This is a genomic window from Mesorhizobium sp. WSM4848, assembly GCF_055811375.1.
On record NZ_JBVVPX010000015.1, the window covers coordinates 121,855 to 140,770 of the forward strand.

Here is an 18,916-nt window from a genome sequence, read left to right on the forward strand (position 1 = left end):
TCCGAGCTTCGCCCTTGAATTGGCCGGATTGGCGTCTCATAAGGGCACAGGGTTTGGAAACGCAGAACAAGCAGACGGGCGAAAATTGATGCCGACACTGTTCCGCTTTGTCGTGACGCTCACGATTCTGGCCGGCATTGTCTATGGTGCGATGTTCGCCCTGGCGATGTTCGTCGAGCCAAGAAAGGCCGAAATGAGCGTGCGCATCCCTGCCGAAAAGCTCATACCCAAGAAAAACTGAGAAACATGAACGGCGCGGCCCGCATCGAAGCCTTTCTGGAAATGATGAGCGCCGAGCGCGGCGCTGCCGAAAACACGCTTTCCAGCTATCGCCGCGACCTCGAAGACGCGTCAGCCGAGATCGACGGCGGGCTCGCTGGTGCCGCCGCCGCCGATATCCGCTCCTATCTCGACGAGATAGCCGCACGCGGTTTTGCCGCCACCTCGCAGGCACGCAAGCTGTCGGCGATGCGCCAGTTCTTCAAGTTCCTCTACGCCGAGGGTCTGCGCGGCGACGACCCGACCGGAACCCTGGACAGTCCGAAGAAGGGCCGGCCGCTGCCGAAGACGATGAGCGAGGCCGACACCGGCCGGCTGATCGACCGTGCGGCGCAGGAGGCAGCTGACGCCTCGCTGAACGACGGCGACGGCCTGGCGGCGCTGCGTCTGCATGCGCTGGTCGAGGTGCTCTACGCCACCGGTCTGCGGGTTTCCGAACTGGTCGGCCTGCCGGTGACGGTGGCGCTGCGCGACGATCGTTTCTTCATGGTGCGCGGCAAGGGTGACAAGGAACGCATGGTGCCGCTGTCGGCAAAGGCGCGCGTGGCGATGCGGGCCTGGCTCGCTGCCCGGGCAACGGTGCCGGCTTTGGCGGATAGCCCGTTCCTGTTTCCGGCGGCAAGCGACAGCGGCTATCTCTCCAGGCAGGTCTTCGCCCGCGACCTGAAGGGCCTTGCCGCGCGGGCCGGCATCGCCTCGGCGAAAATATCGCCGCATGTGCTGCGCCATGCTTTCGCCAGCCATCTGCTACAGAACGGTGCCGATCTCAGGGCCGTGCAGCAGTTGCTTGGCCATGCCGATATTTCAACGACGCAGATTTACACGCACGTGCTGGAGGAGCGGCTGGTGCGGCTGGTCAACGATCATCATCCGCTTGCCGACTAGACGTCATATCGCTATGTGAGGACGACGTTCCACCGCCCGGAGCCTCTGTTTCCCAGGTTCCGTCAGTCATTGCCTCCCGGCTTATCGGTCCGCTCAACAATGTACAATTACCTCGATTTCGAAAAGCCGGTCGCCGATCTCGAAGGCAAGATTGTCGAACTGAAGAAGCTCGCCGAGAATGGCGAGGCGGTCGATGTCGGCGATGAGATCAGCCGTCTCGAGAAACGCGTGCGCGACGCATTGCGCGACACTTATAGGGCGCTGACCCCGTGGCAGAAGGTGCAGGTGGCGCGCCATCCGGACAGACCGCATTGCGTCGACTACATCAAGGGCCTGTTCAACGATTTCACGCCGCTTGCCGGCGACCGCAATTTCGGCGAGGACCAGGCGATCGTCGGGGGTTTCGCCCGCTTCCGCGGCGAGCCGGTGGCGATCATCGGCCAGGAAAAGGGTTCGGACACGGCCAGCCGGCTGAAGCATAATTTCGGCTCGGTGCGGCCGGAGGGCTATCGCAAGGCGGTGCGGCTGATGGAACTCGCAGACCGCTTCAATATCCCGTTGCTGACGCTGGTCGACACGGCTGGCGCCTATCCCGGCGTCAATGCCGAGGAGCGCGGCCAGGCGGAAGCCATCGCCCGCTCGACCTCGGCCTGCCTTCGCCTGAAGGTGCCGTCGATCTCGGTGGTCATCGGCGAAGGCGGCTCGGGCGGTGCCATCGCGATCGCCACCGCCAACCGCGTCTACATGCTCGAACACGCCATCTATTCGGTGATCTCGCCGGAGGGCGCCGCCTCGATCCTGTGGCGCGACACCACCCGCTCGAAGGATGCGGCGACCAACATGAAGATCACCGCCCAGGATCTGCTGGAGCTGAAGATCATCGACGCCATCGTTCCCGAACCGCTCGGCGGCGCCCATCGTGGCCCGGAAACGGTGATTGCCGCCACCGGCGATCTCATCGCCAAAACAATGAAGGAATTCTCCGGCGCCAACACCGATTTTCGTGAGCAGCGCCGCGAGAAATACCTTTCCATGGGCCGAAACCTCTAGACGATGATCCCGAACCGAAGGTCAGCGTAGCAAATGTGGCGAGATTGAACACTTTCCGCCACAAAAATGCCGCTGGACTCGTTTCAATCGGATTGCCGGAAGGCCCGGCGCTTGCGGTAAGGAATTTTCAAGGTTAACGGGCTTACGGTTGGGCCCGACGCGCTGATGCCTGCGGTCCGAAAGAAAAGACGAAGCCATGTTTGCCAAGCTTGCCCGCACCGCACTTGTGATTGCCGCGATAGGCGTCGCCGGCTGCAATGATTCTTCGATGAAAGATTTTGCCCCCCACGCCAACAAGCCGCTGCCCGACAAGGTCCTGGCCAGCATGAAGGCCAAGGGCATGACCCGCACCTCGCCGGTGATGGCCCGCATCTTCAAGGAAGAGGGCAAGCTCGAAATCTGGAAGGCCAAGACCAACGGCCGCTATGACTTGGTCGCCAGCTACGACATCTGCAAATGGTCGGGCAAGCTGGGTCCCAAATACACCGAAGGCGACCGCCAGGCGCCGGAAGGCTTCTATACGGTCCGTCCGGCGCAGATGAATCCGCGGTCGAGCTACCACCTTGCCTTCAACATCGGCTACCCCAACGTCTACGACCGCGCCAATGGCCGCACCGGTTCGCATCTGATGGTCCATGGCGCCTGCTCGTCGTCGGGCTGTTATTCGATGACCGACGCGCAGATCGAGCAGATCTACGCCTTCGGCCGCGACGCTTTCCAGGGCGGGCAGACCGAGTTCCAGATCCAGGCCTTTCCGTTCCGCATGACCGCCGCCAACATGGCGCGCTATCGCAAAGACCCGAACTACGAATTCTGGAAGATGCTGAAGGTCGGCTACGACAATTTCGAGATCACGAAAGTGCCGCCGAAGGTCGATGTCTGCGAGAAGCGCTATGTCTTCAACCAGGTCGCGCCTGACGGCGAGACCTTCGATCCGACCGGCGCCTGCCCCGCGACGACGCAGCCGGATTCGCTGAAGAGCGCCTTCAATGCCTACCAGAGCACCTACGAGGCGGCTTTCAACGGCGCGGTCAAGGCCAGCGTGCCGGCGCCGAAGCCGACCATCGGCGGGATCAAGGAAGCCAGCATCGTTTCCGAGTGGTCGAAGAGGCGCGCCCGTGGCGAACGCGTGCCGATCGAGCCGCCGTCGTTCAACGCTGACGGCTCGGTGACCGAGACGGCGCGCATGGGCCGCATCGATTCGCCGGCGGGCCGCAAGATGGCCGCGCTCGACGCCGAGAAGGCCGCCAAGCAGAAGGCCGAGGAGCAAAGGCTTGCCGCGATAGAAGCGGCCAAGGCCGAGAAAGCGGCGGCCAAGGCTCAGGCTCTGGCCGAAAAGAAAACGGCCAGGATTAATTCGCTGGCCGAAGAGGAGGAGGCCAGGGCCGCTGCCGAAGCGCCTGTCGCTACCGCGACAATCGCGTCGTTCCCCGATGCCGCCCCGGCCGCAACGCAGGCGGCGAATGCCGGTGAAAGCAGGACGACAAGGCTGAAGAAGAAGCTGCTCGGCATGTTCGGCGGCTGAGCTTCATGCCTGAACAAGGAGATGGGGGCCAGCAAGACAGGCCCTCAACCAGCCCTGCCGCCGTTTACGACCTCAAAGGCCTGAATTGCCCGTTGCCCGTGCTCAAGGCAAAAAAGCGGTTGGCCACAATGCGGCCGGGCAGCCGGCTATGGCTCGAAACCACTGACCCCCTCGCCGTCATCGACATTCCCGCCTTCTGCGCCGAGAGCGGCCATCGATTGATCGAAACGGCAGCGATCCCAGGCGGCCATCGCTTCCTCGTCGAACGCGGCGGCGGCTGAGAGCAATTCCGCTCTGCTGCGCTGCCCCTCATTGTCCTGCCGGACATTTCTCCCCGTAAACGGGGAGGAAGAAGCTGGCCGCAACCTTGGCGCTCTTTCTGCAATGTTGCTGATTGGCGAAAGCGTCGATGAGGGCGCCCCCTCTCCCCGTCACTATACGGGGAGAGGATGCCGGCAGGCAGGTGAGGGGCAGCGCTACGTCTGCAAGACGAGAAGCCTACCGCCCAGCAATCGCCAGCGGGTTGTTTTCCAGCGCTGCGCGGTCCGGTGTGTCGATCGACGGCCGGTTGGTGAAAGCGGCAAACAGCCGGCGGACGTAATCTTCCGGCATGTCGAGCGTGATCAGCACCAGCCTTGTGCCGCGTTGGCCGTCCGGCCAGGACGGCAGCCGCGCCGGCGGATGCAGGATCTTCTGGACGCCGTGGACGACCAGTGGCCGCGACGGGTCTTCCAGCAATTCGATGACGCCCTTCATGCGCAGCATGCGCTCGCCATGTGCTGATCGCAACAGGTCGAGGAACATCTCGATCGCCGAAAACGGCACCGGCCCGTCATGAACGAGCGAGTAGGAGCGCACGCGGGAATCGTGTCGATGGTCGTGATCATGGTCGCCGTGGTCATGGTCACTATGGTGGTGGTGGTGATCATGGGCGGCTTCCTCGCCCAGCCAGCGCCGCACGTCGGCGGACTTGGTGGCTGGGTTGTAGAGGCCGCAATCGAACAGCGCCGCTACATCGGTCCTTCTGTCACCGGCATCGAGCAGCTCGGCACCCGGATTGATCTGCCGCAGCCGCGCCCGCAAGGCCTCGACGTCGCGCGGATCGGTGGCCAGATCGGCTTTCGTCAGCACGATGCGGTCGGCGACCGCCGCCTGCTTCACCGCCTCGACATGGGCGTCGAGCGTCGCATCGCCGTTGACCGCGTCGACCAGTGTGATGACGCCGTCGAGCCGGAAGGCCTCGACCAGCGCCGGATGGGCCATGATCGACTGCAGCACCGGCGCCGGATCGGCGAGGCCGGTGGTTTCGATGACGACGCGGGCAAGCCGGGCGATGCGGCCGGTCTGCAGCCGGTCGACGAGATCGGCCAGCGTGTCGACCAGTTCGCCGCGCACCGTGCAGCAGAGACAGCCGTCGGAAAGCTGGATGATGCCGTCGGAGGCCTGTTCGACCAGGAGATGGTCGATCGCCACCTCGCCGAACTCGTTGATGATGACCGCGGTGTCGGCGAGCGCCGGATCCCTGAGCAGCCGGTTGAGCAGAGTCGTCTTGCCGGCGCCGAGAAAACCGGTCAGCACCGAGACGGCGATGGGAAAGCCGCTGCTCATCAGGCTAGTTCACGGCCTTGGCGGGCTCCTGGGCCGCAGTGGCGGAACCGATCACTGCCGGCTCGGCGCCGGGCGGCGGCGGCAGGTCGGGCCGCCAGCTCGGCAGCGGCACGTCGGCATATTCCTGGCCCGATGCATCGAGCATGGCTTTCGGTATTGGCCCGGTGGCGCCGCCAAGGCCGACTGCGACCAATGTCGGCGCGTGATCGAGTTTTTTTCGATAGGGAGATTTTGGCGCATTCTTATCGCCGACGGCGACAGCTTCTGACTGCTCCTTAGCCGGCTTCTTCCTGCAAATCTCGTCATTCAGGTTGTTGACCGATGTGGTGTCGCCATAGGAAGGCAGCGCCGTTACCGTCAGCCAGCCCGGTGTCGGCGTGGCAAAGCCGTGGTCGAGCAGCCTGGCGACGGTCTCGGCCCGGGTGACGGCCGACTTCTCGCCAAGCACCACCGCCACCAGCGTGCGTCCGTCGCGTGTTGCCGAGCCGATCATGTTGAAGCCCGAGGGACAGACGAAACCGGTCTTCATGCCATCGGCGCCGGGATAGCGTCCGATCAGGAGATTGTAGTTCGGGATCTGCTTCTTGCCGACGGCCAGGCCCTCGATCGAGAACAATGGGGCATATTGCGGAAATTCCGTGCGGATCGCCATCACCAGCAAGCCGAGGTCGCGCGCCGTCGTATACTGGTCCGGCGAAAACAGCCCGTTCGGGTTGACGAAATGCGTTCCGGTCATGCCGAGCCGGCGCGCCTCGGTGTTCATGCGTTCGGCGAAAGCGGCCTGCGAACCGCCGATGTTCTCGCCGACGGCCATGGCGACATCGTTGGCCGACTTGACCAGCATCATCTTCAGCGCGTTATCGAGCCGCATGACCGAGCCCGGCTTGAAGCCCATCTTGCTCGGCGGCTCGCTGGCGGAACGTTTCGTGACCTTGATCGGCGAATCGAGCCCGACCTCGCCCGCGGCGATCGCGCGGAACGTCACATAGGCGGTCATCAGCTTGGTCAGCGAGGCAGGATACCAGCGCTTGAAAGCATCCTGGTGCTGGAGGATCTTGCCATTCTCCAGGTCGAACACGATCGTCGGATTGGCGAGAGCCGGACCGGCCAGCGCCGGAAGCGCCACGGCGCCCGCCAGCAATGCCTGTCGCGCAAAACTGCGCAGCGGTTTTGCGATAACATGCATAAAAACAACAACGCCAAAGCGCGTCGCCCGGTCAAACGCGACGCGCTTTAGTTTGAGGAAATGCCTGTACCGCATGGTGGAATCCGAAATCGCCTCTTGCCGCCGTCGCCTCTGGCTCCGTAAGATTTGTTACGCGATCGCCAGCATGGTGACCCGGTCCCTCTATCCGGATCACTATCTTGCGGTGCTATTTAGCCTATGTGACGTCAAGATGGCAAAGTGCCTGAATGACAAATCTAAGACAGCAGGCACAATTGCCAAGCAGCAGGCAGCGCCGGTCTGCTCCAACAGCGAGATGGAACATCATGCCGATCCTCAACCGCGCCGCCGAAATGCACGACGAGGTCGCCGGCTGGCGCCGCCATCTGCACCAGACGCCAGAGCTGAATTTCGACGTCTTCGAGACCGCCGCCTTCGTCACCGAGAAGCTGAAAGCCTTCGGTTGCGACGACGTGGTGACCGGCCTCGGCAAGACCGGCGTCGTCGGCATCATTCGCGGCCGCCTCGGCGATGGCACCAGCATTGGCCTGCGCGCCGACATGGACGCGCTGCCGCTCAGCGAAATCACCGGAAAACCCTACGCCTCCACCGTCCCAGGCAAGATGCACGCCTGCGGCCATGACGGCCACACCGCGATGCTGCTCGGTGCCGCCAAATATCTTGCCGAGACGCGCAATTTCGCCGGTTCCGTCGCAGTGATCTTCCAGCCGGCCGAAGAAGGCGGCGGTGGCGGCAATGAGATGGTCAAGGACGGCATGATGGAGCGCTTCGGCATCTCCAAGGTGTTCGGCATGCACAACATGCCGGGCCTGCCGGTCGGGCAATTCGCCATCAAGCCGGGCCCGATCATGGCGGCGACCGCCGAATTCACCATCACCGTCAAGGGCCGAGGCGGGCATGCGGCGATGCCGCACGGCACGATCGACCCGATCGTCATCACCAGCCAGCTTGTCGGCGCGCTGCAGACGATCGCCTCGCGCAGCACCGATCCGGTCGAGGCTGTCGTGGTGTCGGTGACGAAATTCCACGCCGGGGACGCCTACAATGTCATTCCCGAGAGCGCCGAGATCGCGGGCACCGTGCGCACGCTGAAAAAGGAGGTCGCCAGCAAGGCGGAGCAGCGCCTGCGCGCCATCTGCGAGGGCGTGGGCGCGGCCTTCGGCGCAACGATCGAGGTCGATTACAAGGCCAATTATCCCGTCACCTTCAACCATCCGGAAGAGACGGTCTTTGCCAGCGATGTCGCCGCTGACATCGCCGGCGAGGCACAGGTGCACCGCGCCATCCAGCCGGTGATGGGCGGCGAGGATTTTTCCTACATGCTGGAAGCGCGGCCGGGCGCCTTCATCTTCATCGGCAATGGCGACACCGCCGGTCTCCACAACCCTGCCTACGACTTTAACGACGAGGTCATCCCGCACGGCATGAGCTATTGGGTGAAGCTCGCGGAGACGGCGCTGGCCGCCTGATGCATCGCCCATAAAACCGCCTGCGGCTTGATCCGAGGCGTGCGCTGCGATTTGGGATGGCGACATGGCGGTCTGGCCCGGCACGTGGCGATGCTCCGATCGTCACTTGCGACCGGACCGCTTCCGCGCAAGGCCCAAGGCAATGCCCAGGGCAATACCGATTCCGATACCAGCAATAATATTGTCCAACGCGACGCCGATAGCCACGCCGATCACAACGCCGAGTGGTTTGGCATCTATCATGCCGGGTCATGTAGTGTGGAAGGGGAGAGCCGCAACCGCTGGTCGGCTACCAACCGATGTTGCCTGGATCGCTACGGCCCGCTTTTCGGGTCATCGACCTTCAGCGCCTCCATGACCGGCGCCAGATCACTCTCTTCGACCGGATCGGCGGCTTGCGGCTGTTCTCCTGTCCTGGCTCTGTCCAGGGCTTTCTCAATGGCCTCCTCGATGTCGCCGATCTCGTCCTCGCGCACCTCGTGACCATAGCCGGCCGCGTCGGCATCCTGCTCGAATTGCTGAACCAGGACGGCCACGCTCACCTCGCTTTCCGCGGGCAGGTTACCGACGTTCTCCTGCAGCCAGGTTTCAAAGAACTCTTTCGTAGCACTCATGCGGCATCTCCTTCGGCACACTAAAGCGCGGCGGTGGTCCGAAGTTCCGCTGTTTCCGGCTCATCTTTGCGGTCCCACACGCAACCGGCCGATTGGGTCAAGCTTGCCTCTTGGCGAAACGATTCGAAGCGTTTATGTGTCGGGCCGCGTGGTCCCGTAGCTCAGTAGGATAGAGCGGCAGATTCCTAATCTGTAGGTCACAGGTTCGATTCCTGTCGGGATCACCAATCGGCAATAGAGATGCGAACCTCCGAGTCGTCATCTTGACTCCCCGTTTCGACATCCGGATCCCCGCCTGTAACCAAGTTGCTGAGAACCTGGGCTGGCTCCATTCATTTCGGTATCGCAAAGTTGCTTCGCAACAGGTCCTGTGTGATCTCTCCGACTGCGTTGACACCAAGGAGTGCCATGTTGCGGTGAAGCTCGGATGAGAGAATTGCCGCGGCTTTCAGGACTCCGGCGTATCCGCCAATGGCAGCGGCGTAGAGGAAGGGCCGCCCGACGAAGGTGAACTTGGCGCCCAACGCGAGCGCCTTGACGATGTCGGTGCCGCGGCGAATGCCGCCATCCAGCATGACGACGGTTCGGTCGCCGACGCGATCCACGATGTCGGGCAACGCCTGCAACGGCGACACCGCCCCGTCGAGCTGGCGGCCGCCGTGATTGGAGACGATGATGCCATCGGTGCCCGTCTTCACGGCGCGCTCGGCATCGTCGGGATGGAGGATACCTTTGACGACGAGTTTTCCGGAAAACCGCGCCCTGATGCGATCCAGATGGCTCCAGTTCAGATGGTCACGTCTTCCAAAATCCCGTGCGACCGACGGCGAAATGATCGGCGCGCCGCGTGTGGCATAGGAGTTCTCGAAATGCGGGATCCCGTGCTTCACGATGGTCCTCAGGAACGTGCCGATCGTCCATGACGGGTGCGAGACGCCGTCCCAGAAAAGCCGGATGCTTGGACGCAACGGCGTGGAGAAGCCGGCCCGGATATTGTTTTCGCGATTGGCGAGCGTCGCCGTGTCAACCGTCAGCAGCAATGTCTTGAACCCTGCCGCGATCACGCGATCGACAAGCGCGTCGATGCGATCCGGCTCGCCCGGCAGATACGCCTGGAACCAGGCCCGCGGCGCGATTTCCGCGATCTCTTCCAACTTGATGAGGGAGGAGCCGCTCATGATCATCGGTACCCCGGCGTCGCGGGCAGCGGCAGCCAGCACGAGATCGCCGCGATAAGCCATCAGCGCACTGATTCCCATCGGGGCGATTCCGAACGGCGCGGAATAGGACTCGCCGAACAGGGTCGTCGCACAGCTGCGGCCGGAAACGTCACGCAACACGCGGGGATTGAATACATAGCGCTGAAAGGATTCGGCGTTGTGCCGGAGCGAAGCATTGGTCTCACTCGCTCCGGCGATGTATCCATACAGCGGCTTCGGGAGATGCCGGCTGGCCAATCGCTCGAAGTCGTCGAGCGATAGAACGCTTCGCAATCGTCGATCGGTCCAGGCCGAATGATGAAGCATCCGCGCTAGTCCTCGGTGGCTTCGAAGGCCTGCTTGCGGCCCTGCCGGATCGACGGCACGATCAGGGTCAGCAGCATCACCCCGGTGATCGCAAACAGGACCGCGCTGATCGGACGTTCGAGGAACACGAGCGGGTCGCCCTGGGACAGCAGCAGTGCCCGCCTGAGGTTCGTTTCCAGCAACGGCCCCAGGACGAAGCCCAGCAGCAACGGTCCCGCCTCGCATTTTGCCTTGCGCAGGACAAATCCGAGGATACCGAACAGGATGACCAGCGCGACGTCAAAGCCACGATTGCTGACGCTATAGACGCCGATACAGCAAAACAGCAGGATCGCCGGATAGAGGAGTCGGTAGGGAACCTTCAGGAGCCGCACCCAGACGCCGATCAGCGGCAGGTTGATGATGACCAGCATGGCGTTTCCAAGCCACATCGACGCGACGAGGCCCCAGAACAATTCAGGCTGATTCTGGATCACCGACGGTCCGGGCGTGATGCCGTGGATGGTCATGGCCCCGAGCATCATCGCCATAATCGAGTTGGAAGGGATTCCAAGCGTCAGCAGCGGGATGAAGGACGATTGGGCGCCGGCGTTGTTTGCCGACTCCGGTCCGGCCACGCCAGCTATGGCGCCGTGTCCGAACTTCTCCGGGTTACGGGACAGCTTCTTCTCGACGGAATAGGCACTGAAGGCGCTGAGCGTCGCACCACCGCCTGGGAGGACGCCCAGCACGGTCCCGACCGCCGTGCCGCGCAGCACCGCCGCCCAGCTTTCCCTGAACTCCTGCGCGGTCGGCCATAGCCGACCGATCGTGCTCTGCAGGACGCCGCGCGCCTCCTTGAATTCCAGATTGCCGGCGATCTCGGCTACACCGAACAAGCCGACGGCAATGACGACGAATTCGATGCCGTCATAGAGTTCGGTCGAGCCGAAAGTCAGGCGGGTCGAGCCGCTGTTCACGTCGATCCCGACCATGCCGAGCACAAGGCCCAGGCAGACCATGCCGATTGCCTTGATGACGGAACCGTGTGCCAGGATGGTCGCAGCCAGAAGTCCGAACACGCAGAGTCCGACATACTCCGCCGGACCAAACGACAGCGCGAAGGACGACAATGTGGGGCCGGCGACGGCAAGTCCGAGCGTAGCCACGGTGCCGGCGAAGAAGGACCCGAGTGCGGCAATGGCCAGAGCTGCTCCCGCGCGCCCTTTGCGCGCCATCTGGTGCCCGTCGATCGCGGTGACGACCGCCGAGGCTTCTCCGGGTAGATTGACCAGGATGGCGGTAGTCGAGCCGCCATATTGCGCCCCGTAGAAAATGCCTGCGAGCATGATCAGGGCGCCCAGCGGCGGCAGGAAAAACGTCACGGGCAGCAGGATTGCCACCGTCGCCGTCGGGCCGATGCCCGGCAGAACGCCGATCAGCGTGCCCAGCAGCGCGCCGATGAAGCAGAACAGCATGTTCATGGGTGTAAGAGCTTCGGAGAAGCCCAGCATCAACACGTCGACAAAGGCCATCGGTTCCTCCCAAACCTTGTCAGAACGGCAGGATCGGCATCTGCACGCCGAGGCCGTAGATGAACACGAGCGCGCCAAAGATCGTCAGCAGTACCGTCGAGGCGATGATCTCTCGCCAGCGGGATTCCTGATCGGCCATGCTTCCGACGATTAGCAGCCAGATCGTGGACACGACAAATCCCCACCTCTCGGCCAGAAAGGCGAAGCCGGCGATGGCGACGATCAGAATCGCCAATGGCTTGAGGTTCGTCGCGGCGATCGGCTCGAAGGATTTGCCAAAGGCCTTGGCCACAACGAAAAGACCGATTGCGACCAGGAGCGCGCAGATGACATCGGGGAGAAACCCCGGCCCCATCATGGCCGGGGTTCCGAATTGAAGGTCGCGCCCGGCCCAAAGGCCAAGCGCTCCCAATCCGATCATCAGCGCTCCCGCCAGGATGTCGGGATAGTCCCGCTTGACCTCAAGGGATTTCGACATCACTGCACCCAGGGAGTTTCAGCCCAAATATTCCGGAACCGCTCGAGGCGCGCCGGCATCTGCTTCTCCCATTCCGGACCGGGCAGATAGGCCAGCTGAAGCGCCAACCGCTTGGCCTGTTTCTGGAATTCAGGGTTGTCGACGACACGCTTGATCGCGTCGGAGAATTTCTGCGTGATGTCGTCGGGGACGTCGCGCGGCGCGGCCACGCCTCGCTCCGAAGTCATCTCGACCTCGAAACCCTGCTCCTTGGCGGTGGGCACATCGGGAAGCTGCGGGGACCGTTCAGCCCCGAAATGCGCAATCATGCGCAGGCCGGAAGTATCGTTTCCGGCAAACTCGCTGATGTTCAGCCCGCCGGCGGATACCTGGGAGCCGAGAATGGCTGTCCGGGTCTCTCCCGCGCCATTGAAGGGAATGTGCGTGAATGTCGAGCCGGCGGCCGACCCTAGCAGGATGATCGCAAGGTGGTCGTCGGTGCCGATGCCCGACGAGGCGAAGGACATCTCGCCAGGCTTTGCTTTCGCCGCCTCGACGTAGTCCTTGAGCGTCTTGATCGGAGAACCCGCGGCGAGGACGACCGCACTTGGATCGTCGACGATGTGGGCGATTGGCTTGATGCTCTGTGGATCGTAGCCGAGCTTGCGCTGCACCTGCATCGACAGGAAACCAGGTGTATTGATGTAGGAGAACGTGTAGCCGTCAGGTTTTGCCTTCGCCAACGCCGTGTAGGCGATCTCGCCGGAAGCGCCTGGCCGATTTTCGATGACGATGTCCGCGCCCAGTTCCTTCTCCAGGAAGGGTTCTATGGCACGCGCCATGACATCGGTGCTGCCGCCCGGGGCGAAGGCAACGATCATCTGGATCGGCCTGTCGGTCGGCCAATCGGCCAGTGCGACGTCCGCGCCGGCAGTCAAAAGAGTGGCGGCAAAGGCCGCCGTTCTCATCAAGGTCATCGTCTTTCTCCTCCAAAGCCGCCCAGCCCCATGCTGGGTGGACCAGTCCTTCGATCAGATTCCTTCGGGCATCTCGCAGCCCAGGCGCCGAAGCGCCGCGTCGACCCAGCTCCGGTCGTTCGTGCCGGCCTCGATCGCCGCCATTTGCCGGGCCTCAGCTTCCTGCTTAGCGACTGTGCGGGCGTAAACCTCCTCGGCGACGTCGACCGGTACCGACAGGACGCCGTCGCTGTCGCCGAGGATCAGGTCGCCCGGCGCAATGACCATGCCGTCGATGGCGATCGCCACGTTGATCTCGCCCGGCCCGTCCTTGTAGGGCCCACGATGCGTGACGCCGGCCGCATAGACAGGCAGGTTCCTCGACAGGAAAGCATCGGCGTCGCGAATGGCTCCGTTGAGGACGAACCCGGCCACGCCCCGCTTGACCGCATGGGCCAGCATCAGTTCGCCGATCAGCGAATTCGTCAGGTCGCCGCCGGCGTCGACGACGATTACATCGCCGGGGACGGCCAGATCGATCGCCTTGTGAAGCATCAGGTTGTCGCCCGGCCGCGTCCTGACGGTCAGCGCTGCGCCCGCGAGCGCGCCCTCCCGGTGCATTTTCCTGAGACGGGTGCCGCCGGCGGTCATCCGGTGCATGCTGTCACCGACATTGGCAACCGGGAGTGTCGCGAAACGCCTGACGAGTTCGCTGGAGATCGTCCTTTCGCGGCGCAGGATGCGGAATCCGATGGACATGGGATGGTTCCTCAGCTTGCTACGGGCGCGGCGTCGGCGGGTTTGGGCAATTGACAATGCGGTGGTTCGGAATGTCCCGGCCAGCGAGAACGTCGACGATGGCCTGCGCGGCCTCCACGCCGACCCGGGCGTTCGCCGCCTCCGTCACACCTCCGATGTGCGGGGTCACCACCAGGCGGGGTTCGGACCAGAACGGATGTTCAGCGGCCGGCGGCTCCTGGGCGAAGGTGTCCAGCCCGGCGCCGGCGATACGGCCTTCCGCCAGGGCCGCGACAAGCGCCCATTCGTCGACCAATCCGCCCCGGGCGGTGTTGATCAGGATCGCGTTCGGCTTCATCATCGCGAGCCGCTCCGCATTGATCAGATTGTGCGTCTCCGGCGTGAGCGGAGAATGCAGGCTGACGACGTCGCAGCGGGATAGAAGCATCTCGAGGCTCTCGATCCGGGCCACACCGGCTGCCGCAAAAACCTCGGCCGGGCGGAAGGGATCGTAGGCGACGACCTCCATGCCGAAAGCCTTCGCATAGATCGCCGCCTGCCGGGCGATCGCGCCAAAGGCCACCAGCCCCATCGTCGAGCCGGCCAACTCGCGGCCCTGAAACCCCGGCTTTTCCCATCGGCCAGCGCGCAGGCCACGATCGAGCAGCACGATCTTCTTGGCAACCGCGAACAGCAGCGCCATGGCGTGTTCGGCGACCGATACCGCATTGGCACCGGCGGCTACGACGATCGGAATATTGCGCGCGGTAGCGGCCTCGACGTCAATATTGTCAACGCCGACTCCATGCTTGGAGATCACCCGCAATTGCGGCGCAGCGGCGAATACGGCCTCATCCACGCGACCCATCCGCACCACGATTCCGACCGGACGGGCCTCGGCAACCATCTTCACCAGGCCCAGGCCTTCAGTGTAGGGCGGCACGTATACGGGCGTGTAGCCGGCACTCTTCAGCACGGCCTCGGCTTCGGCCGCCAGGCTCGGCCCGGTGATCAGGATAGTCTTGCTCATTCTCCTCCACTTTCTGACGATGTCAGACCTTTGCTGCGTCATAACATTTGTAAATCTGAATGAAAGCGGATAATTCTGGATACTAGAGTAAGAAAGTCTGCATAAATGGACACACGCCAGCTCCGAACCCTGCTCGCCATTGCGGAAACCGGCAGTTTCGCCAAGGCCGCGAACATGGTGGCGCTGACCCCTTCAGCGGTCAGCCAGCAGATCCAGGCCCTTGAACACGAAGTGGGCGTTTCGCTGTTCAACCGCGAGAGCCGCCCGCCCGCGCTGACCGTAGCCGGGCATCAGATGGTCGAAGCGGCAGCCGAGTTGGTCCGCGTCGCTGAAAACGCCATTGACGCAATTTCCGGCCGCCGGATCATCGGCACATTCGCCATCGGATCTGTACGGACGAGCGCCATCGGCCTGTTGCCACAGGCTGTATCACGTCTGTCGGCGGATCATCCAGATTTGAAGATCAAGCTGCGCGTGGGGCTGTCCGAGGCGCTGGCGCAGGATGTCGCGAGCGGCCGCCTCGACGCCGCGATGATCGCCGAGAACAGTGTCTCGGCACGGGAGCTGCGTTGGCTGCCCTTCATCCGTGAGCCGCTTTATCTCATCGCGCCGCCCGGCATACCGCTGGCGCCGGTCGGGGAAGTTCTGGAGTCGCAACCCTACATCCGTTTTCGCAGCAACGTTCCGCTCGCGGCCTTGATCGAGGGTGAACTTGGACGCATGAGCATCGTGGTAAACGATATTGCCGAGATGGATACGATCTCGGCGATCACGGCCTGCGTTGCCAGCGGATTGGGAGTGTCGGTCGTGCCGCGGATAGCGATACTGGACCTGCGCGCCGATGTCCTGGCGATACCGTTCGGCGATCCGCCGGTCTTCCGCCAGATCGGGCTTCTGCAGCGCCCGAAGAGCCCTCGCGCGAGCCTCATTCGCGAGTTGCACCAGCATCTGGCCGAGGTCAGCGGCGAATACGGCGTCCCCGGCTCCTGACGCCAGGCAAGCGCCGTCTGATATCGGCACCCGCAGGTCTCGACCTCAATTTGCACATTGAACTTTCGCTGAAGCCAGATCTGTCTTGATAACCTCGGCGGCGATCGCGACGATGCCGACGAGGCGGTGGCCGAAAAAGTCCGCCGCGGCGCAGAGCTAACAGCTAGTCCGTCACAGGGTCAGCACGATGCGCGAGAGCCGGCCGAGTTCGACCAGGCGGTCGAGCAGGTCTGGCGTATTCGCGAAATCCTCGGAACCCAGGACGTCAATCGCGGATTCGTCGACGCGGGTGCCAAACAGGATCAGGCATTTTTCTTCGTCGAAACGCCGCGATGTCCAGATCATACCGTCGAGTGTCGAATCGGCGTCGTGGATAGCTTGTGCCCAAGCTCTTGTTGATGGGTAGGAGGATGGCGGGGTGTCGATCAATGACTGGCGGGTGATGCCCCACTTGTTGAGATCTGGCTCGAAGAGGCGGGCTAGCTTCAAGTTCCGGTCGATCTCGATGCGCGAGCCAGCGAGTTCCTCGACCTTGGTCAGCGGGACCGACTTGAAGGTCGCTGCAAGGTCGATGTCGTGGAACACTGACTCATAGGCGGCGCATGCAACGGCGTTCCAGCGTAGCCGTGACCAGGCACATGCCGCCAGAATCGCGAAGGCGTCGCCAACATCTATATCTTCCCGCTCTTCGGCGGCAGGTACGGCATCGAAGCAGTCCGCGTGCCCGCCGACGATCTCGTCAGCATGCGCCAACCCGAATGCGACGCTCCTGGACGCTCAGGAGTAGGCCAACGGTGACAACTGCCCGGACGCCATCGTCGCCTATGACCCTGTACTCAAATGGGTCATGCGCAGCCCATCGAAGGCACTCATAATTGATAGCTATTCGGTGGGCCGGGAAACCACGATCATTCTATTGCGTGGGGAGTACCCTGTGCCCCGTATATTGGGAGCAACCGGTGGGGAGCGTTATGGGGAAGCATCTGTGGTTAGGCTTGGCGTTAGCCTGCTCGGGAATACTGTTGAACCCGACGATCGCCGAGGCAAAAGCTTTCAAAGATTTCTGGGGCAAGCAATGCAGGCGTGACTACCAACGCCTCTGCCCAATGATGCCGATCGGCAAATGCGATCTTGAAAGCAAGATCGAGCAGTTGTCACTCCCCTGCAAGGCTTTCGTCGAGGAGCACAAATAGGAGTCATTATTGCACTTGCCACACTGACCGCACTCATCCCGCCGGGTGCCGCGACGCCAGCTACGAACCGCGTCCAAGCTCAGCGGTGCCGAGAGAATGCCTCAGGGCCTGCTGCATGATGGAGGGCAACATGCACACTTCTTTCCGGCGTATGTTCAACAATCTGGTTCGAGTACTCCTTAAGCTCGCGTCAGCTGTATTTCTCTTTTGCGCGTGGAGCGGGGATATCCATGCAGGAGAGTTCAAGAAAACGAATTGCTGGTTCGAGATTCCGCGCGACCGTGGAATGACCTGCGGGACGCTCAATGTCCCTGAAAACCGCAAAAAAGCTTCCGGGACTGAAATCACCCTATCGGTTGTGGTCTTCGAACCCGACCGCGAGCGGCATGAGCCCATTGTGTTTCTCACGGGCGGGCCTGGCCAGCCCACCGATATTGGCGACAGGGAAGACATCGAGGCATGGTGGCAGTTCATAAGTGATCAAAATTGGATAATCGGGCGCCGAGTGGTCGTGGTCGACCAACGAGGAATAGGAAAGTCAATTCCCAGGCTCAGCTGTTCGCGATACTTCAAGGCCGATCATTGGAACTCCATTTCGCTAAGCGTCGATGCTGAGATCAGCTTTGACAAGCTCATGAGAGATGAGGTGGTCGCGTGCCGAAGCGCGCTGATAGCAAAGGGCATTGATCTCTTCGCCTACAACACCACCGAAAATGCGGCAGACGTCAACGACGTTCGGAAGGCTCTTGGCATAAAGAAGTGGGTGCTCTCCGGCGTCTCTTACGGCACAAGAGTTGCCCTGGAAGTGATGAACGAGCATCCAGAGGGCATCTCAGCGAGCATTCTGGATTCCGTTCTTCCCCTTGATATCGACTACCTCAAAGAAGATGGGAAAAATCTGGATCGTTCTTTGCGACTGCTGGAAAGAGATTGCCAAAAATCGAAAAATTGCATGCGCGGACTGGGAGACGCGGTGCGAGCGATCGTAAAGCAGCTGGACAAACAGCCGGTGCTTTTGCGGAGCGATGACAGAGAAAACGCTCCCGTTCAGTACAGATATGTCTCCGGCGCGGATTTTCTTGAGCTTATATTCGGGCTGCTTTATGATCGTTACGCTATCGAAGATCTTCCAAAGCTGGTCGAGAAAACATACGAAAACGATTTCAGACCGCTTGCGGATATGATCTTTGAAGGTGACGATACCGAGATTGCCCAAGGCATGGATTTTTCGGTCACTTGCTCTGAGACCAACCGATCCGGGCTGCCTGACAAGCACCTCGAATACTGGACGAAGTGGATCGGAGAGGCCGACTATACCTGGGTTTGCCCGCTTTGGTTTCCTCAGGGAATGACGGTTTCGCAAAAGCGTCCCCGCCGCTTGGATATCCCGACCCTGCTGTTGTCGGGAGAGTATGATCCGGCAACACCAACTCACTGGGCATATCGTGCGGCCAAAAGCCTTCCTTTTGGGCAGGTGGTCGTGCTTCGCGGGATTGGGCACGATGTGATCGATTCCGACCCTTGCGGATCGGAGGTTGTCGCCGATTTCCTGGCGAACCCCAGACGCAAGCTGAAGACCGGGTGCATTGGGCGGATGCAGGCTCCGCAGTTCACCGCCGCGGCGGAGGAGCAGTGGCGAGGGCCAGTAACGCAGCGGGCTGCGGCGATAAGGTCGCCAAAGCAGATGAGGTCGCCGTTCCGGTTCAGGCATCGCTTTTTCAGCATCGCCCAAAAACACTAGTTCTCCTGGCAGCAGCACCGCCGAGCTGCATCACGATCGCGAGCGGCCTTCGGGAGGGCCGACGCGGCACTGGATGCGTTTAGCCCGTCTTCGCCGATTCGGCTGTGGATAAGACGAAATTGAAGATTTTCTGGTTTGGTAGGTCGTTGAATGTA

20 protein-coding genes and 1 tRNA gene are annotated in these 18,916 nt (G+C 62.2%); 10 read left to right on the top strand and 11 right to left on the bottom strand.

The window, feature by feature from the left end:
* Positions 1 to 88 precede the first annotated feature (88 nt).
* The 5 genes from AC0L16_RS16205 (at position 89) to AC0L16_RS16225 (ending at position 4,020) form a co-directional block, all read left to right on the top strand.
* On the top strand, positions 89 to 241 hold the full coding sequence (locus tag AC0L16_RS16205; RefSeq protein ID WP_292552178.1) for a histidine kinase: 153 nt from the start codon (positions 89 to 91) through the stop codon (positions 239 to 241).
* A gap of 5 nt (positions 242 to 246) precedes the next feature.
* Positions 247 to 1,164 (top strand): site-specific tyrosine recombinase XerD, encoded by a 918-nt coding sequence (locus AC0L16_RS16210; RefSeq protein ID WP_473621897.1) that lies wholly within the window; start codon positions 247 to 249, stop codon positions 1,162 to 1,164.
* Positions 1,165 to 1,263: 99 nt separating this feature from the next.
* Positions 1,264 to 2,214, top strand: a complete 951-nt coding sequence (locus AC0L16_RS16215) for an acetyl-CoA carboxylase carboxyltransferase subunit alpha (protein ID WP_473621898.1) — start codon at positions 1,264 to 1,266, stop codon at positions 2,212 to 2,214.
* Positions 2,215 to 2,410: 196 nt separating this feature from the next.
* Positions 2,411 to 3,739: a L,D-transpeptidase family protein gene (locus AC0L16_RS16220; protein WP_473621899.1), complete on the top strand. Its 1,329-nt coding sequence runs from the start codon at positions 2,411 to 2,413 to the stop codon at positions 3,737 to 3,739.
* A 5-nt stretch (positions 3,740 to 3,744) separates the two neighbouring features.
* Positions 3,745 to 4,020, top strand: coding sequence for a sulfurtransferase TusA family protein (locus AC0L16_RS16225; protein WP_473621900.1), 276 nt, complete (start codon positions 3,745 to 3,747; stop codon positions 4,018 to 4,020).
* Between the two features lie 217 nt (positions 4,021 to 4,237).
* Here the strand turns inward: AC0L16_RS16225 and AC0L16_RS16230 are convergent, their stop codons facing one another.
* Complete coding sequence (locus AC0L16_RS16230; protein WP_473621902.1) at positions 4,238 to 5,347, bottom strand: CobW family GTP-binding protein; 1,110 nt, start codon at positions 5,345 to 5,347, stop codon at positions 4,238 to 4,240.
* Positions 5,348 to 5,351: 4 nt separating this feature from the next.
* Entirely contained in the window at positions 5,352 to 6,533 is a 1,182-nt protein-coding gene (locus AC0L16_RS16235; protein WP_473621903.1) for a D-alanyl-D-alanine carboxypeptidase family protein, read from the bottom strand.
* A 305-nt stretch (positions 6,534 to 6,838) separates the two neighbouring features.
* Here AC0L16_RS16235 and AC0L16_RS16240 point away from each other — a divergent pair, with 305 nt between their 5' ends.
* Positions 6,839 to 8,002 (top strand): M20 aminoacylase family protein, encoded by a 1,164-nt coding sequence (locus AC0L16_RS16240; protein ID WP_473621904.1) that lies wholly within the window; start codon positions 6,839 to 6,841, stop codon positions 8,000 to 8,002.
* 102 nt (positions 8,003 to 8,104) lie between these two features.
* Here the strand turns inward: AC0L16_RS16240 and AC0L16_RS16245 are convergent, their stop codons facing one another.
* Positions 8,105 to 8,245 (bottom strand): glycine zipper domain-containing protein, encoded by a 141-nt coding sequence (locus tag AC0L16_RS16245; protein ID WP_473621905.1) that lies wholly within the window; start codon positions 8,243 to 8,245, stop codon positions 8,105 to 8,107.
* 71 nt (positions 8,246 to 8,316) lie between these two features.
* Entirely contained in the window at positions 8,317 to 8,616 is a 300-nt protein-coding gene (locus AC0L16_RS16250) for a hypothetical protein (RefSeq protein ID WP_473621907.1), read from the bottom strand.
* 150 nt (positions 8,617 to 8,766) lie between these two features.
* Between AC0L16_RS16250 and AC0L16_RS16255 the strand changes: the two genes are divergently transcribed.
* Positions 8,767 to 8,843, top strand: a tRNA-Arg gene (locus AC0L16_RS16255).
* A gap of 105 nt (positions 8,844 to 8,948) precedes the next feature.
* Here AC0L16_RS16255 and AC0L16_RS16260 read toward each other — a convergent pair.
* The 6 genes from AC0L16_RS16260 to AC0L16_RS16285 are packed head-to-tail and all read right to left on the bottom strand — an operon-like array spanning position 8,949 to position 14,837.
* A complete protein-coding gene (locus AC0L16_RS16260) occupies positions 8,949 to 10,142 on the bottom strand; it encodes an alpha-hydroxy acid oxidase (RefSeq protein ID WP_473621908.1) in 1,194 nt (397 codons plus the stop codon).
* A 5-nt stretch (positions 10,143 to 10,147) separates the two neighbouring features.
* Positions 10,148 to 11,656: a tripartite tricarboxylate transporter permease gene (locus tag AC0L16_RS16265; protein WP_473621909.1), complete on the bottom strand. Its 1,509-nt coding sequence runs from the start codon at positions 11,654 to 11,656 to the stop codon at positions 10,148 to 10,150.
* 19 nt (positions 11,657 to 11,675) lie between these two features.
* Positions 11,676 to 12,134: a tripartite tricarboxylate transporter TctB family protein gene (locus AC0L16_RS16270; RefSeq protein ID WP_473621910.1), complete on the bottom strand. Its 459-nt coding sequence runs from the start codon at positions 12,132 to 12,134 to the stop codon at positions 11,676 to 11,678.
* The gene (locus AC0L16_RS16275; protein ID WP_473621911.1) at positions 12,134 to 13,090 is read right to left on the bottom strand and encodes a tripartite tricarboxylate transporter substrate binding protein; all 957 of its coding nucleotides are present in this window, start codon (positions 13,088 to 13,090) and stop codon (positions 12,134 to 12,136) included. The genes AC0L16_RS16270 and AC0L16_RS16275 overlap by 1 nt, the downstream gene beginning before the upstream one ends.
* 54 nt (positions 13,091 to 13,144) lie before the next feature.
* Positions 13,145 to 13,828: an RraA family protein gene (locus tag AC0L16_RS16280; RefSeq protein ID WP_473621912.1), complete on the bottom strand. Its 684-nt coding sequence runs from the start codon at positions 13,826 to 13,828 to the stop codon at positions 13,145 to 13,147.
* A gap of 19 nt (positions 13,829 to 13,847) precedes the next feature.
* On the bottom strand, positions 13,848 to 14,837 hold the full coding sequence (locus AC0L16_RS16285) for a hydroxyacid dehydrogenase (protein WP_473621913.1): 990 nt from the start codon (positions 14,835 to 14,837) through the stop codon (positions 13,848 to 13,850).
* A 105-nt stretch (positions 14,838 to 14,942) separates the two neighbouring features.
* On the opposite strand from AC0L16_RS16285, the gene AC0L16_RS16290 reads away from it, so the two are divergent.
* Positions 14,943 to 15,827 carry a LysR family transcriptional regulator gene (locus tag AC0L16_RS16290; RefSeq protein WP_473621914.1) on the top strand — a complete coding sequence of 295 codons (885 nt, stop codon included), beginning with the start codon at positions 14,943 to 14,945 and terminating at the stop codon, positions 15,825 to 15,827.
* 171 nt (positions 15,828 to 15,998) lie between these two features.
* On the opposite strand, the gene AC0L16_RS16295 is transcribed toward AC0L16_RS16290, so the two are convergent.
* Complete coding sequence (locus AC0L16_RS16295; protein WP_473621916.1) at positions 15,999 to 16,580, bottom strand: RES family NAD+ phosphorylase; 582 nt, start codon at positions 16,578 to 16,580, stop codon at positions 15,999 to 16,001.
* A 269-nt stretch (positions 16,581 to 16,849) separates the two neighbouring features.
* On the opposite strand from AC0L16_RS16295, the gene AC0L16_RS16300 reads away from it, so the two are divergent.
* Together AC0L16_RS16300 and AC0L16_RS16305 are read left to right on the top strand one after the other, a co-directional pair.
* On the top strand, positions 16,850 to 17,020 hold the full coding sequence (locus AC0L16_RS16300) for a hypothetical protein (protein ID WP_473621917.1): 171 nt from the start codon (positions 16,850 to 16,852) through the stop codon (positions 17,018 to 17,020).
* Between the two features lie 130 nt (positions 17,021 to 17,150).
* On the top strand, positions 17,151 to 18,761 hold the full coding sequence (locus AC0L16_RS16305) for an alpha/beta hydrolase (RefSeq protein WP_473621918.1): 1,611 nt from the start codon (positions 17,151 to 17,153) through the stop codon (positions 18,759 to 18,761).
* Positions 18,762 to 18,916: the final 155 nt, after the last annotated feature.